Genomic DNA, 15512 nt, shown 5'->3' with positions numbered 1-15512 from the left:
CCGCGTTCATCGGACCCGGAACCGCGTCACCGCCAGCGGCTCGGAGCCACCGGGCGCCCAGAGTTCCAAGCGGCGCTCTCCCGCTACCGCTGGCAGCCGTGTCACGAAGGGCGGACGCAGCTCGATGCGGCGGCCGTCGTCCGTGCGCAGCTCCAGCAGCTTCGCACCCTGGGGTGCCATCACCCGCACGGGCACCGCCTGCGCGCTTTCGGGCAGCTCGGGCTCCACCAGGAACTCGTCCCCGTTCGCCGGCAGGATGAAGCCGGGCTGCATCCCCGGTCCGCCCTCGGCGCTCACCGACGTGGAGGCCAGTCCTTCCGCCTGTGCCCACGCGAGATACGCCGGGCCCACGTCCAGCGATCCGTCGCCCCGGTGCATGGTGCACGTGTGGCGCGGCGCCGTGCCCGGCAGGTAGACCTCCTTCATCGCTCCGGGACAGTTCGGGCCCGCTCGCTCGCCGGACAGCGGGCAGATCTCCGCGGACTCGAAGTGGCTCCGGTCCACCAGCGGCGCGGCCCGGATGCCCTGCATCGCCAGCGCCATCACCCGCGCGAACACCGGGCCCGCGCCCGTGATGCCGGACACCCCTCGCATCGGCGTGCCGTCGAAATTGCCCACCCAGACCGCCACCGTGCGCTCGCGAGTGAAGCCCGCCGCCCAGTTGTCCACGTGCGCCCGGCTCGTCCCCGTCTTCGCCGCCACCCGGAACGGCAGCCGCAACGCATTGTCCAGACCGAAGGCCGGTGCCCGCGCGGCCTCGTCCGCCAGCACGTCCGTGAGCAGCTCCACCGGCCGCGCCGCCAGGAAGCGGTGCTCCTCCAGCTCCTGCGGAATCCTCAGCGGCTTGCCATCCGGCCCGAACGCCGCGCGCACCTCCCGCAACGGCCCCACCACCCCACCCCGCGCCAGCCCCCGGTACGCCCGCGCCAGCTCGCGCAGCGTCACGTCCCCGTTGCCCAGCACGATGCCCACGCCGTAGTGCGATGCACTCTCCGTGAGGCTCTGGAAGCCCGCCTCACGCAGCACGCGCAGCACCTGCTCCGGCCCCAGCGCGTCCGCCACCCGCACGGCCGGGATGTTATAGCTGGACGCCAGCGCCGCCCGCAGCCGCACGGGGCCGTGCACGCGCCGGTCGTAGTTCTTCGGCACGTACGCGCCACCTGGCGTCGCCAGGTGCACCTCCACGTCCGCGAGCACGCTCGACGGCGTGAAGCCCTTGCTCAGCGCCAGCCCGTACGCGAACGGCTTGAGCGCCGACCCCGGCTGCCGCAGCGAGCGCACGCCGTCGTTCTGCCCACCCTTCTCCTCGTCCAGGAAGTCCGAGGACCCCACGTACGCGAGCACCTCGCCCGAGGCATTGTCGATGACGATGGCCGCCGCTTCACCCACGCGCCGGTGCGCCAGGCCGCGCAGCTCCTCCGTGATGGCCTTCTCCACGGACGCCTGGAGCGCGGGGTCGATGGTCGTCTCGATGCGCGACGCCCGGTCCAATCCCATCTCCGGCAGCCTTTGCAGCAGCGCCGTCGTCAGGTGCGGCACCTCGAACACGCGCTCCGGAGGCACCAGGTCCAGCGGCGTCTCCTCCGCCAGCCGCGCCTCCTCCTTCGTCAGGAAGCCCTCCTCCACCATGCGCGACAGCACGTCGCGCATCCCCGCCTGGGCCATCTCCGGCCGCCGGTACGGGTCCCTCCGCGCGGGCGACCGCGCCATCCCCGCGAGCAGCGCCGCCTGTCCCACCGACAGCCGCTCCGCCGGCCGCCCGAAGTACCGCCGCGCCGCGGCCTCCACGCCGAAGGTGGAGTTCCCCAGCGGCACGCGGTCCAGGTACTCCAGCAGCACCTGCTCCTTGGACAGGTGCAGTGTCAGCCGCAGCGCCCACAGCGCCTCGCCGGCCTTGCCCCACCACGAGCGCTCGCGGGGCACCAGCCTGCGCGCCAGCTGCTGCGGAATCGTGGACGCGCCGGACACGATGCGCCCGGCGGACACGTTGTCTCGCGCCGCCCGGGCCACCGCCACCACGTCCACGCCCGGGTGCCGCGTGAAGCGTTGATCCTCCGCGGCGATGAACGCCTGCCGCACCTTCGGAGGAATGCGTCCCTCCGGAAGGCCCACACTGCGTCCGTCCTCGCGGGACAGCACCTCGCGCAGGGCGTGGCCCGTGCGGTCGGTGAGCACCAGCGAGGACAGCGCCTCGCGGGACAACAACGTCCCCGGCAGGGGCCACGCGATGAAGCCCGCGCAGCCCACCACCAGGAGCGCCGCCAGAACAGCCACGGCGCGGACTGCCCCGCGAAGCGTGAGGCGCTGCATCACTTCGAAGCGACCTCGTCCGGCATCAACACCGGGAAGCGCCCACCCTCGGAGCGGCCGAACACCTCCGGCGCGTACATCTCCTCCGCGTGCGCGGGCTTGAGCAGGAAGTCGCCCGGCGTCGTGGCCCGGGCGACGAAGGTCGCCACGTGCACACCGGGAGGCAGCTCGTCCGCGAAGAACACCACGCGGTCATCCCGCATCTCCGTGTGGTTGAACGGCGACCAGAAGCGCGTCGCCCAGACGTTGTTGCCCTCGTCCGTCTCCGACAGGTCCTCCTCGCTCTCGTACTCGTAGCCCTCGCCGGGGCCCTCCTCCTGGCCGGAGCCCGCCGGGCCCGGCAGGCTCGCCGTGCTGGCCAGAGACGTGTCCACCGGCTCCAGGCCCGCGGGCAGCGGCACGTCCACCGCCACGAAGTTGCGCCGCATGGGCGTGGCCACGCGCACGCGCACGCGCACCAGCTCGCCCGCGCGCGCCGCCTTCGCCTGGCCGCCGCCCGTGTACGGCTCGAACCAGCGCTGGACGATGATGCCCCGGTCCAGGGGGTCCACCGGCAGCTGCGCCGGCGCGTAGCGCAGGAGCGCCCCGTAGTAGAGGTTGCCCGTGCCGTTCACCCCGAAGGTGAAGGGCTGCGCCTTGCCCGCGGGCCCCAGCTTCTCCACCGGCACCTGCACCGTCTTCACGCCCATGTCGCGGCCCTTGAAGTCGGCGGAGGCGATCACCTGCCCGCCCAGCTTCACCACCGCCTCGAAGGACGGCGCGGCCGTCTCCTTGCGGCGGACCACCTCCGACAGCGCCATCAGCGTGAAGGCCGCCTCCTGCGTGTTGCGGAAGCGCCCATCACCCTCGCGCGCGGACGCCAGGTAGCGCCCCATCTTCGACACGTAGGGGTGGTCCGGCTGCACGTCCACCAGCGTCTGGAGCACCAGCGCCGTGGTGCGCGTGTCGGAGGACCAAAGCGGCGCGTACGTCTTCGGGTCCGTCTCCTGGAAGTGCACGCCCGCCGCGGTCTCCTGGGCCGTGTTGAGCAGCTCCTGGAGCATCTTCTGGCCCTGCGCGCGGTTGCCCTTCCCCACGAAGATGGCGTCCGTCAGCATCGCCCGCGCGAAGAGCGGCAGCTTCTCCCGCTGCTCGAACAGCTCGTTGTAGTACGACGGCCGAGGCGACCCCATGCGCGCCAGCGTGTAGAGCGCGAAGGCCCGCGTCTCCAGCCCCAGCGAGCTGCAGCCGTAGGCGCACTGCGAGCACACGCCCGCCGCCACCTTGTCCGCCAGGAACTTCCTCGCCTTGTCGAGCACGGCCGTGTCCACCGGGTAGCCCACCTCCTTCGCGCGCGCCAACGCCAGCGTCGCGTACGCGGACGCATACGGCGACGAGCAGTCGCTGGAGGCCCAGAAGCGGAAGCCGCCGTCGTGGTTCTGGAGCGCTTGAATCTTGCGCACCGTCGCCGTCACCACCGTGTCCGGATCCAGCGAGCCCTGCGTCTTCAGCGCGTCCTCGCTGAGGAAGCCGCGCACGAACGCCTGCTTCTGCTCCTCCGAGCCGCCGGTCCACGCCACCCCGAACTTGCCGGACAGCTCGCGCAGCGCCACGAACGGCACCAGCCGCGACGACATCTGCTCCAGGCAGCCGTAGGGGTAGTCCACCAGCTGGTTCATCGACTCGTCGAACCCGCCCATCACCGTGGAGGACATCGTCAGCGTGAGGCCGCCCATGCCCGGACGCACGCCGCCCGGCGGCTGGAGCCCCTCCACGCGCTCGCTGGTCGTGTCGCCGTAGACCGCGACCGCCTCCATGCCCACGGGCAGCTGCACGGGGATCTTCTGCTCCACCCCGTCCGTCTCCCCACCGCCCGCGACGGAGAAGCGCAGCACCGCGGTGCCCGGCTGCTCGGCCACGAAGGTGAAGCGCACCTCGCGGGCCTTGCCATCCAACTGCACCGTCTTCTCCGAGGGCCCCTCCACGCGCACGCCCGTGAGCTGCGCGGTGACCTTGGCCTCCTTGATGGCCGGGTTGGTGGTGTGGATGACCACGCCCGCCTCCGCCTTGTCACCCACGCGCACCAGCCGGGGCAGCGCCGGCAGCGCCAGCAGCGGCTTGGCCACCTGCACCTTGCTCTCGCCCACGCCGAAGCGGTCCGCGTCCGTCACGGCGACGGCCATGATGCGGAAGGTGGTCAGGTTGTCCGGCAGCGTGAACTCCACCTTCGCCTGGCCCTGCTCGTCCGTCTCCACTGTCTGGAACACCGCCGTCGTCTTGAAGTTGGACCGGATGCCGGAGCCCGTCGCGTCGGAGCCGCCGGAGCCGCCCGGCCTCGAGCCCTTCTCGCCGTACAGCTTGCGCAGCACCAGGTGGATGAGCGGCTCGCCGATGCGCACCGACAGGCCGCGCTCCTGGAACATCGCGTCCAGCGGATCCGGCGCCTTGTAGCCCGTCAGCCGCAGCACGCCCTCGTCCACGGCCCACAGCGTCACCTCGGACTTCGTGCCCTTGCCCGCCGCGTCCTTCACCGCGACGTCCACCGTCACCTTGTCGCGCGGGCGCTTCTCCTGCGCGTCCGGCGTCAGCGCCACGGACAGGCGCTTGGACTTCTTCTCCACGCGCAGCTGGGTGTAGCCCACGCGCACCGCGGGGCGGCCCGGGTCGTCACCGGACTCGATGCCCTTGGCCGCCTCCACGCGGCCGCGCACCAGCACCACGCCCACGAAGACGTTGGGGATGGCGCCCTCGCCCAGCGGCACGTCCAGCGCGGTGGCGCTGCCCTTGAGCTTCACGCGGCGCACGCTGAGCACGCCCTCGCGCTCCACCGTGAGGATGGCGTCCGCCTGCGGGTACGGGCTCTTCACGAGAATCTTCGCGGTGTCACCCACGTCGTACAGCTGCTTGTCCGCCACCAGGTCGATGCGGTCCGTGTCGTTGCGCTGCCACGACACCCAGCCGGAGCCGGTGACGTACAGCGAGTCGCGCGTCGTCGCCTTGCGGCCCTTCGCGTCCGTGGCCACCGCCTCCATCACGTACAGGCCGGGCTCCGCGGGGGTGAACTTGCACGGCTGCGGCGTCGCCGCGCTCTTCACCGAGCACTTCGCCGCCTCCGTCTCCACCGGCTCCGTGACGGTGAACCACTGGCCGCCTTCGCCCTTCTTGCGGATGGACTTCCACTCGCGGCGCTTGATGTTCACGTCCACCGCGACGCCGTCCTGGCGCTTGCCCTCGGGCGAGACGGCAACGAGCTCCAGGCCCACCTCCTTGCCCGCTTCCGCGAAGCCGGTGGAGAGCAGGCGCAGGCCCGCGTAGACATCCGCGGGGTGCACGATGATGAGGTTGCGGTTGGCCACGCGCTGGCGGTTGACGTCCTCCACCTCCGCCTCCAGCGTGTACTCCCACGTCTTGCCGCCGGGCGCGTCCGCGTTGCCCAGCGCGAGCGCCAGCTGGCCCTGCGCGTCCGTGCGGCCGTCACCGGAGCCGAACGACTCAGCGCTGTGCTCCGGCTGATCATCGTCCCACCACCAGGTGTTGACGCCGAAGGTGAAGGCCTCGTTGCCCGGGGGCGTGAAGAAGGAGCTCGCGCGCTGCACGTTCCAGCGCACCTGCGCGTCGCCCATGGCGCCGCCGAACAGGTAGCGCGCGTCCACGCGGGCGGTGAGCGGCTCGCCGGCCGCGACGTCCTTCTTCGGCACCGTCACGTCCACGCGGAACTGCGGCGCGCGGTACTCCTCCACGCGGAAGGTGCCGCCGTAGCTCAGCGTCTCGCCGCCGACCTTCAGCTGCGCGGCCACGTCGTAGTAGCCGAGCGGCAGGTCCTTGCCCAGCTTGAGGTCCGCGCGGAAGGTGCCGTACTTCGTGACGGCGGCCTCCGTCTGGAAGACCTTCTCGCCGCGCGAGCTCGTGACGGTCACCTGCGCCTTCGTGTTCGCGGGCGGCGCCTTGAGCACGCCCAGGCGGCGGTAGCGCGCCACGCCCTTGAGCATCACGTCGTCACCGGGGCGGTAGATGCCGCGGTCCGCGAACACGAAGCCCAGGCTGTCCGCGACGCGGCCCTCCCACGCGCTCTGCAGCGAGAACGCGCCGGGCGACATGCCGCCCTCCCAGGTCGACAGCGTCACGCCGATGTCCGTGTCCTTCACCGCGGACACCATGGCCCAGGGCGTGTTCCAGGCGGATTCGTTCTTGGGCTTGAGCAGCTCCGACAGGCCCGGCACCTTCGCCAGGCCGTTGGCGTCCGTCGTGCCCGTCCAGTGCTCCGTGCCCTGCTTGTCCCAGAGCGTCAGCTGCGCGTCCGGCACCGGGGCGCCCGTCGCCAGCGACGTCACCCACACCACGCCGGAGGCGGCGCCCAGCTTCGCGTGCACCGCCAGGTCCGTCACCTGGCCAATCACGCGGCGCGGGTACTTCTGCTTGAGCGACGGCGCATCCAGCCGCGTCAGGAACAGGCCCGTCTTCGCCCCGTTGAACGCCGGGCGCAGGTCGAGCGGCGAGGTGCGCTCCACGTTGCGCGCGGACTTCGTGTCCAGCGTCGTGCGGTACGGCTCCGAGGCCGGCCACTCGTTGGTGTCGATGAGCCGCGCGAGCTCGGAGGGAGACAGCGACCAGATCTCCGCCTGCACTTCAGGGACGTTGGTGGTCACCATGGGGATGGAGCCGTCACCGGACGCCTCCACCAGCGCCTCGCGCGAGCCGGAGTCGAAGGACGGCTCCACGTCCGACAGCTTCACCTGGCCCTGGAAGGCCGGGCCCGTCTGGCCGAAGAGGTCCTTGTACCCTTCCGCGACCTTGATCTTGTACGTGGTGCCGGGGCGGTAGCGGCCGGGCAGCGACACGTAGGGGCTCTTCAGCTCCGCGCCCGACCACGGCAGCTGCGTCTGTACGCGCTCCCAGTCGATCTCCGCCTTCGGCTCCAGCGTCACCTTGCCCTTGAGCGAGGCGGCGTCCAGCTCGTTGGACGTGAAGAGGATGAGCGGGCCGTAGGAGCACTGCTCCTCGCCCCAGGTGAAGACGCACGCGCCCGCGGACTCCACCTTGAGCGCGCCGTAGGTGGCGTAGGGGTAGCGCACCGCCTCGCCCATGGGCAGCGGGCCCTCCGTGCCCGTCAGCTCCCCGTCCAGCACCAGGGTGAACTGCGTCCCCGAGGGCAGCTTCTGCGCGGGCTTCAGCTCGTACTTGACGCGCCGGTCCTGGGAGCGGCGCTGCGGGCCGCTGCCCACCTGGACCTCCTTCACGTCCGCGAGCGGCGTCGTCTTCACCAGCGTGAGCGGCACGGGCGCGCCGGTCGCGGGCTCCAGGCGCGCGTGCTGCGCCAGGTCCTTCACGGCCTGGTTGAAGGTCAGCGTGAAGACCTGCTCCGGCTGCAGCCAGCGGAACTCGGACTCCGGCTGCGCGGTCTGGAGCGAGGGGCGCGGCGTCTCGAACTGGAAGCTGTACGGCTGCGCCAGCGCGGTGCCGTCCATGGCCTTGAGGCCCGCGGGCACCGTCACCGTGTACTGCGTGCCCATCTTCACGGACCCGCTCGGCACGAACTCCACGCTCGCGGAGCCCAGCCAGCGCCACTCGCCTTCCAGCGCGGGGGTGATGGTCGCGGGGGCCGCCAGGCCACGCTCCGCGGCCACCGAGCCCAGGGCGATCATCGGCTTGGTGAAGGTGAGGGTCGGCCGGGCGTTGCCGTAGACCTGTCCGGTCGGCCGGGCGGCCGCGATGGAGAGCGGTCCCTGCGAAGCCGCGTCCTCGGGGTCGATCTTCAGCGCGGGAGGCTCGGGCAGCGGCTCGACGGCGAGGCCAGGGGACTTCGAGGACGGAGCCGGCGCGGTGCCGGTCTCCTGGGGGCCGCCCTTCGAGTCCTTGTCGCCGCATGAACACGCGGTGACGACGACGAGGCAGAGGGCGAGCAGAGAGAGTCTGCGCATGGTGGGGCTCACGGAGTTCCAGGGCGGGCACTCGTGACTGTCCCCCCTGAAAAATGACGCGAGCACCGTACCACGGGGCCCCCCGCCCCGCTGTCACTCCCGCGTCATCCGGGGAGGCGCGGATCCGCGCCTCGGATTCCGAGTGTTTGAGAGTGGCGGCCCGGGCCTGGAACGCGCCCGTGACGCGGACGGGCATCCAGCACCGGAGGGCCGTCCGCGAGCACGGAGGCGGGGGCGAAGGCCCGGGCGACGGACACGACGCAGCCGCCCAGCAGCTTGCGCAGGTGGGACTTCGGACGGCGATGGGGGGATGCCATGGGTGCCTCCGGCCGGATGGGGAGACACCAAGGTGGAAGGGGCGCGGCGGCCGGGCCATCGCACCGGTGCGCAGCGCCCCTTCGTTCAGCGGACAGTGGCGGGGCTTCAGCCTCCGCGCAGCAGCGTGGCGCCCGCGCCGAGCCCCAGCAGGAAGGCCACGATGACGAGCAGCATCACCCAGCGCACGGCGACGCCGGTGGCGCGCGGTGCCTGCTGACCGACGGTGGCGCGCGTGGGCGTGGATTCGTCTGGTACGAGGATGCGGACCTGGATGGCGGCAGTGCGCAGCACTTCGTCCACGTCGTTGAGGAACTTCTCGTACTCCTCCGGGACCAGCTCCAGCGGCGTGCCGTGCTGGAACTCGTAGCGCTTGGCCACGGCCTCGTGGTTGCGCAGCGAGGCTTGTCCCTTGGCCACGTCCACCCAGCCCGCGACGAGCGCGGGAGCGGTCCCCTTGCGGTCCACGAGCGAGATGGCCTGACGGGCCTGCTTGCCGCCCGCGGTGCTGGGGCCCTCGGGCTCGTCCACGCGGAGGATGCGGTGCGGGCTGCGGCCGTAGATCTTGTGTTGGAGTTCGGCCTTGAGGCGCTCCGCGAGCAGCGCGGAGTGGGTGGCGAACATCGTGCGCAGCTCGGGGGTCGCCTCCGACGACTGGCTCGCCGCCTGCGCGGACGGGAGTGGAGCGAAGATCATCGGCTCCGGCCGGCTGGCCTTGCGAGGAGGCTCGGAGGAGCTTCCGTCGAGTTCGGCACCACGGCCCGCGCGGATGAGCTCCGGCAGCTCGATGCTCTCCGCGCCGTCACGGCCCAGGCGGGCGATCTCTGGAAGGCCCTGCCCTTCCTCACGGCCACCGCCACGAGCGGACCCAGCGCCCCGGGAAGAGCGTGCGCTCTCCGGAAGGCCCTGGCCGTCATCGCGTGAACCACCGCGACCCGGGCGGATGATCTCCGGAAGGCCCTGGCCCTCTTCACGCGCGCCGCCACGAGCCGAGCGTGCGTTCTCCGGGAGGCCTTGGCCTTCACCGCGTGAAGGACGGACGATCTCCGGCAGGTCCTGCCCCTCTTCGCGGGTCACCGCGCGACCCGGACGCACAGCCTCCGGAGCGCCCTGCCCGTTCTCGCGGGCACCGCTACGCGAGCGCCCACCCTCTCCCGCACGCCCCGGCCTGCCTCCATCCCCGTCCCGCGACGGACGCGCGACGGTCGCCGGAGCAGCGAACTCAGCTTCGTCGTCCTCCTCCCACGCGCCCGGTCCCGGGGGAGGCGGCAAAGGCGACAGCCCTTCCACGCGGGTCTCCTCGACCAGGTCATCGTCGGGAACAGGAGGCGGCGTCATCCGCGTCTCCAGGCCCGTGAACTCAGGTGCGCGCGGGGCCGCGCTCGTGGGGGGCGCGGCCCGCGACTGGTTGCCCCAGGACTTCCGGCCGGGAGCCGCAGCGGAGGAACGGGCCGCCTCCGCGGCGTCGCGCTGCACCGAGGCCGGCACCTGCGTCTGCTCGGTGCGGACCTCGTCCGTCTCGTCCAGGTCGTCGTCCAACGGCGCGACCCGGGTCTCGTCGATCCGATCCGGCTCGTCGTTCCTGCGGTGCCCCTTGGCCATGTGCGCGACCTCTCGCGCCGGACCATAGCGCGTCACCCGACCGCGGGGGATGAGCCGTGCACGGTCAGTATTTCGGCCAGTCCGGGCAGACCGTCTCGATGGAGCCCCCGAGCCACGACGCATACGCCGCGTCATCCGCGATGGTGTACGGCTTGCGATAGGTCCGCTCGAAATATTCCGCCCAGTGCGGCTGTGAACCATCCAGGTCCGTGAAGCCGTACTCGCGCGCCAGGGTCCACGAGGCGACCACGCGCCCCGCCCTGCGGTGGACCTCCGGATCCGCCGCGAGCGCCGCCACCCCGCGGCCCACGTACGACGGCGTCTCCGACGCGATGAAGTCCGGAACCGCCTTCACCGCGTCGCGCCAGTTCGCCTCCTTCACCCCGAAGCCGTCCAGCATCTCCTCCGAGCGCAGGAACCCCGGTGTCACCGCCAGCGCCGTGATGTTCGTGCGGCGCAGGTCGCGCGACATCGCGAACGCCAGCCGGATGACCGCCATCTTCGTCACGTCGTACGCGACGGCGCCCCGGTACCCGAACGAGTCCCCATCCGTCACCTCCACGATGAGCCCCCGGTCGCGCTCCAGCATCAACGGCACCGCGTAGCGGCTCGTGACGATGTGCGTGCCCACGGCGCGGTCGAACATCAGCCGCGCCTTCGCCGGAGACTGCTTCCAGAACGGCAGCCCCAGTTCGTGCAGCGTCTCCCCGCCCCAGATGTCGTTGACCAGCACATCCAGCTTCCCCGCCTCCGCGCGGATGCGCTGACACAGCGCCTCCACCTCCTCCTCCACGGAGTGGTCCACCCGCACCGCGATGCCCTTCCCGCCCAGCGCGGTCACCTGCTCCGCCGTCTCTTCAATCGTCTCCGGCCGCGACGCTCCGCTCGCAAGCCCACCCCGCACGCTGCGCCCGGTGCAGTACACCGTGGCCCCCGCGGCCCCCAGCATCGTCGCGATTCCCCGGCCCGCGCCCCGCGTCGCTCCCGCGACCAGGGCCACCTGTCCTTCGAGTGGCTTCATGTCCGTGCTCCCCTTTCACGCGCCACCATGCATCCCCAATCCTGACAACCCCTGTCATGATTGCCGGCCCAGACTGCACCTCTCCCGAACCCCAGAGGGCCCATGCGCGCGGATCGCCTCGTCCACCTGTTGATGCGCCTCCAGGCCCGCTCCCGCAGCACCGTGGGCGAGCTGGCGCGCGAGCTCCAGGTCTCCAGCCGCACCGTCCACCGGGACCTGGACGCCCTCACCACCGCGGGCGTCCCCGTCTACGCCACGCGCGGAGCCGCCGGCGGCGTGGCGCTGATGGAGGGCTGGCGCACCCAGCTCACCGGCCTCACCCGCCCGGAGCTCCAGGCCCTGGCCACCGTGGGCGCCCCCGGGGCCCTGGACGACCTGGGCCTGTCCGGACCGCTGCGCACGGGGCTGGTGAAGCTGGCCGCGGCGCTCCCCGCCCTCCAGCAGCCCGCGCTGGAGCACGCACGCCAGCGGCTGCACGTGGACGCCTCCGGCTGGTTCACCGGCCGCGAGCCCCTGCCGCACCTGGGCAAGCTGCGCGACGCCGCCTGGCAGGATCGCCGCGTGTCGCTGAGCTACCAGGACTTCGACGGCGCCCGCTCCCGCCGGACAGTGGACCCCTACGCGCTCGTCATCAAGGCGGACCGCTGGTACCTCGTCGCGGGGACGGACAAGGGCCCGCGCGTCTTCCGGGGCGGGCGCATTGGCGACGTGCGGCTCTCCCCCCAGGGCTTCACCCGCCCGCAGGGCTTCGACCTGCCCGTTTTCTGGAAGGACTGGTGCGCGAAGTTCGCCACCGAGCGCCCCCGCTACGACGTCACCCTCTCCTGCACGCAGGAAGGGGAAGCAGCGCTGCGGAGGATGCGTCCCCCGGCCGACGGGGAGCGCATGGACAAGGCGCCCGCGGCACGCGGTGGGAAGCGGAAGGTGACGCTGGACTTCGAGCGGGAGTCCATCGCGGTCTCCCAGCTGTGCGAAATCGGGGCGGGCGTGGAGGTGCTCGCCCCGGAACCGCTGCGCCAACGGCTGGCCGCGCTGGCGGCCTCACTGTCGGCGCTCTACGGCGGGCCCGGCCAGAAGAGGCCGGGCCGCCGCGTCCGCTAGAAGTGCAGCGGGTGGCCCAGCGTGGCCTCGGCGCCCTCGTGCATGATCTCGGAGAGCGTCGGGTGCGCGTGGATGGTGTGAGCCAGCTCCTCGGTGGTGATCTCCAGCTTCATCGCGACGCAGGCCTCGGCGAGCAGCTCCGTGGCGTGCGGCCCGATGATGTGGATGCCCAGCACCTCGTCGTACTTCTTGTCGGAGACGATCTTGATGAGGCCGACCGACTCGTTGGAGATGGCCGACTTCGTCACCGCGCCGAAGGGGGCGATGCCCACCTTCACGTCGTAGCCGCGCTCCTTGGCCTTCTTCTCCGTCAGGCCCACGGACGCCACCTCGGGGTAGCAGTACGTGGCGGACGGGGTCAGGTCGTAGTTGATGGGCGCGGGGTTCTTGCCGGCGATGTGCTCCACCACCATCACGCACTCGGCGCTGGCCATGTGCGCCAGCATCGGCGTGGGGATGACGTCGCCAATCGCGTAGACGTTGGGCTCGCTGGTGCGGCACAGCGTGTCGACCTTGATGAAGCCGCGGTCGGTCTGGATGGACGTCTTGTTGAGACCCACGTCCTCGGTGACGGGCGCGCGGCCCACCGCGGACAGGAGGATTTCGGCCTCCAGCGTCTTGGTCTCCTCGCCCACCTTCATGGTCACGCGCACGCCGTCCGCCGTGTGCTCCACCTTCTGCACCGCGGAGCCCGTGTGCACGTCGATGCCGCGGCGCTTGAAGATCTTGTCCAGCTCCTTGGAGATGTCCGCGTCCTCGATGGGGAGCAGCGCGGGCATGTACTCCACGATGGCCGTCTTGCTGCCCACGTGGTTGAACACGGAGGCGAACTCGCAGCCCACCGCGCCCGCGCCCAGCACGATGATGCTCTTGGGGATGCGGTCGATGGTCAGGATGGAGTCACTGTTCATCACCCGCTTGTGGTCCACCGCCACGTTGGGCAGGGACTTGGGCACGGAGCCCGTGGCGATGATGATGTTCTTCGTGTCCAGCGTCTGCTTGGAGCCGTCCTCGGCGGTGACCTCCACCTTGCCCTTGCCGGCGATCCGGCCGTGGCCCTTCACCACGGTGATCTTGTTCTTCTTCATCAGGAAGTCGATGCCGTTGGCACCCTTCGTGACGACCTTGTCCTTGTGCTTCTGGGCGTTGGCCCAGTTCACGGTCGGGTTCGCCACGTCGATGCCGAAGTCGGACGACTCCTTGATGTGGTGGAAGAGCGACGCCGTCCACAGCAGCGACTTGGTGGGGATGCAGCCGCGGTGCAGACACGTGCCACCCAGGCGCTTGTCCTTTTCGATGATGGCCGTCTTCAGCCCGAGCTGGGCCGCGCGGATGGCGCCCACATAGCCGCCAGGACCCGAGCCGATGATCACCACGTCGAAAGTCTCAGCCACACACGCCTCCGGTCATTTTTGCGGATGGAACTCGCGGGCGCTGATAACCCCCGGTCCCGGTTGGAATCAAGGAGTTTGCTCGTGCGTCGCTTCCCGCTCCACACGCTTCTCTTGATGCTAGTAGCGCTGCTGGCGTTCGCGCGCCTCTATTACGTGTCGCATCAAGCCCCGCCCGCTCCGGCCCCCGGGAAGGCGCCGGGCGCGAAGCCGCCGGTGAAAATCACCCCGCCGGACCTGGGCCCCGCCGCGTGCCGGGGCCTGGACGCTGTCCTGGGGGAGCTCCTCCAGAGCGACGGAGGCACCTTGGGGGACGCGGGCACGGCCTGGAGTGACGCGCGCCGGCAGCTGGGCGACTGCCCCACCCCTCCCGCCGCCGCCTGCGCCCGGGGCCCGGCCCTGGCCTCCCTGTCGCCCCTCACGGCGAAGGACGACCTGCCCCGCGAGCTGCTCGCCACCCTGTGCGAGCGATGTGCGCCCGCCGACAATCCCTGCGGCCAGGCCGTCACGCGCGCGTTGCAGGAGGCCGCGACCCGGAAGAACCCGCCCCTCCAGGAGGCGAGCTGGAGCCTGGAGCACGCGGGTCCCGCCCTGGGCGCGGCCTGCCAGGAGCTCGCGCGCCAGGCCGTGGGCCCCGCGGCCGTGACGGGGGCGGAGGTGGAGCCGCAGCTGCTGGCGCTCACGGAGGCGCTGGCGCCCACGTGCGTGGAGACGGGGCAGTTGCCCGCGCCGCTCCTGAACGCGGCGGCGGTGCAGCAGGCCCGGCGGGCGCCCATGCTCGCGACGCTGAACACGGCGGGCACGGTGGAGACGAAGCCCATCGAGCCGGATCAGCAGACCGGGCCCGGGGACGCGTTCCGCGCGTTCGACCGGGACGAGCTGTCCGGGGTGAAGCTGCCCATGGCGGGCTCGGATGGGGGCACGGGCTCGGACGGCGCGCTGCGGCTGGGGTACGCGCCGTCGCTGAAGTACGTGGTGTCCCTCCAGGTGCGGGCCACGGGGCCGGGCTCCCTGCGGGCGCACGTCCGCGCGCCGGACGGCGTGGGGCACGCGGAGCCGGGGGGCAAGGGCTTCTTCGTGGATCCCACCGTCTGCCGCTTCCACGGCACGGGCAGGTGGGAGATCTGCAAGCCCGGGGTCCCCCTGCTCGACGTGGACGCGCTGAGCGTCCTTCCGGAGCGGCCGGGGGTGGAGCTGAAGGAGCTGGAGATCATCGGCGCCCGGTAGGCACGGGCGCCATCACGCACGCGGCGTCGGAGGGGCTCCGACGTCGCCCGCGTGGGTCCTCTAGGCGATCAGGCCGCGCTCGCGCGCCTGACGGAAGATGCCGGACGCATCCTTCTTCAGGGCGGTGGACACGTCCTTGACGATGGCGTCCGCGGACTTGGCGACCGACAGGTAGTTGTCGAACGTGCGCGTGAGGATGAGCACGCCCGAGATGATGACTCGCTGCAGGTTGTGCTGCAGGTCCGTGCCCTCGTACACGAGCCAGGACTGCTCACAGTAGCGGCGGCCCTCGGCGACCATCTGGTTCAGGTGCGCGCGCTCGGTCGCGTCGGGAACCTTCGCCTTGGGGCTGATGGACGCGATGTAGAGGACGTTCTGCCCCAGTCGCTGCGTCGCGTCCTCCATCTGCGCCATGATGGCCTGGACATCGTCCTTCGTCGGCGGGTTGTGCCACCGCGAGAACAGGACGCGGTCGATGAGTTCGGATTGGTACGTGGCAGACACGAAGCCTCCGGGATGCGAACGCTGATGACGACGGGGCCGCTTCGTCGGGCACGGCCCGTGTCGCAGGGCGGAATCTGTACCAGGATCACAGAAGCGGTTGAAGAGTAGCGGACACACGCATGCACCTTTGGCGCGCCTGTGTGC

The 15512-nt window shown here is 71.5% G+C and carries 9 protein-coding genes; 2 read left to right on the top strand and 7 right to left on the bottom strand.

All coding sequences use genetic code 11. From position 1 onward, the window contains the following. Positions 1 to 6: 6 nt before the first annotated feature. The 5 genes from pbpC to JYJ93_RS20795 form a co-directional block, all read right to left on the bottom strand. Positions 7 to 2274: a penicillin-binding protein 1C gene (gene pbpC, locus JYJ93_RS20815; RefSeq protein ID WP_269012444.1), complete on the bottom strand. Its 2268-nt coding sequence runs from the start codon at positions 2272 to 2274 to the stop codon at positions 7 to 9. Between the two features lie 35 nt (positions 2275 to 2309). Continuing rightward, positions 2310 to 8207 carry an Ig-like domain-containing alpha-2-macroglobulin family protein gene (locus JYJ93_RS20810; protein ID WP_206793877.1) on the bottom strand — a complete coding sequence of 1966 codons (5898 nt, stop codon included), beginning with the start codon at positions 8205 to 8207 and terminating at the stop codon, positions 2310 to 2312. A 104-nt stretch (positions 8208 to 8311) separates the two neighbouring features. Next, entirely contained in the window at positions 8312 to 8524 is a 213-nt protein-coding gene (locus JYJ93_RS20805) for a hypothetical protein (protein WP_206793875.1), read from the bottom strand. 106 nt (positions 8525 to 8630) lie between these two features. Then, positions 8631 to 10124 carry a hypothetical protein gene (locus JYJ93_RS20800; RefSeq protein ID WP_206793873.1) on the bottom strand — a complete coding sequence of 498 codons (1494 nt, stop codon included), beginning with the start codon at positions 10122 to 10124 and terminating at the stop codon, positions 8631 to 8633. A gap of 64 nt (positions 10125 to 10188) precedes the next feature. Next, a complete protein-coding gene (locus tag JYJ93_RS20795; RefSeq protein WP_206793871.1) occupies positions 10189 to 11145 on the bottom strand; it encodes an SDR family oxidoreductase in 957 nt (318 codons plus the stop codon). A 102-nt stretch (positions 11146 to 11247) separates the two neighbouring features. Here JYJ93_RS20795 and JYJ93_RS20790 point away from each other — a divergent pair, with 102 nt between their 5' ends. Then, positions 11248 to 12246: a WYL domain-containing protein gene (locus tag JYJ93_RS20790; RefSeq protein ID WP_206793869.1), complete on the top strand. Its 999-nt coding sequence runs from the start codon at positions 11248 to 11250 to the stop codon at positions 12244 to 12246. Here the strand turns inward: JYJ93_RS20790 and lpdA are convergent. Further along, positions 12243 to 13640: a dihydrolipoyl dehydrogenase gene (gene lpdA / locus JYJ93_RS20785; RefSeq protein ID WP_206793867.1), complete on the bottom strand. Its 1398-nt coding sequence runs from the start codon at positions 13638 to 13640 to the stop codon at positions 12243 to 12245. The genes JYJ93_RS20790 and lpdA overlap by 4 nt on opposite strands. A 114-nt stretch (positions 13641 to 13754) precedes the next feature. Between lpdA and JYJ93_RS20780 the strand changes: the two genes are divergently transcribed. Next, positions 13755 to 14864 (top strand): hypothetical protein, encoded by a 1110-nt coding sequence (locus JYJ93_RS20780; RefSeq protein WP_242543876.1) that lies wholly within the window; start codon positions 13755 to 13757, stop codon positions 14862 to 14864. 60 nt (positions 14865 to 14924) lie between these two features. On the opposite strand, the gene JYJ93_RS20775 is transcribed toward JYJ93_RS20780, so the two are convergent. Next, a complete protein-coding gene (locus JYJ93_RS20775) occupies positions 14925 to 15368 on the bottom strand; it encodes a DofB protein (protein ID WP_128796955.1) in 444 nt (147 codons plus the stop codon). Positions 15369 to 15512: the final 144 nt, after the last annotated feature.

The sequence above is a fragment of the Corallococcus sp. NCSPR001 genome (assembly GCF_017309135.1).
Classification (GTDB): domain Bacteria; phylum Myxococcota; class Myxococcia; order Myxococcales; family Myxococcaceae; genus Corallococcus.
This window is presented reverse-complemented; position numbering and strand designations above follow the sequence as displayed.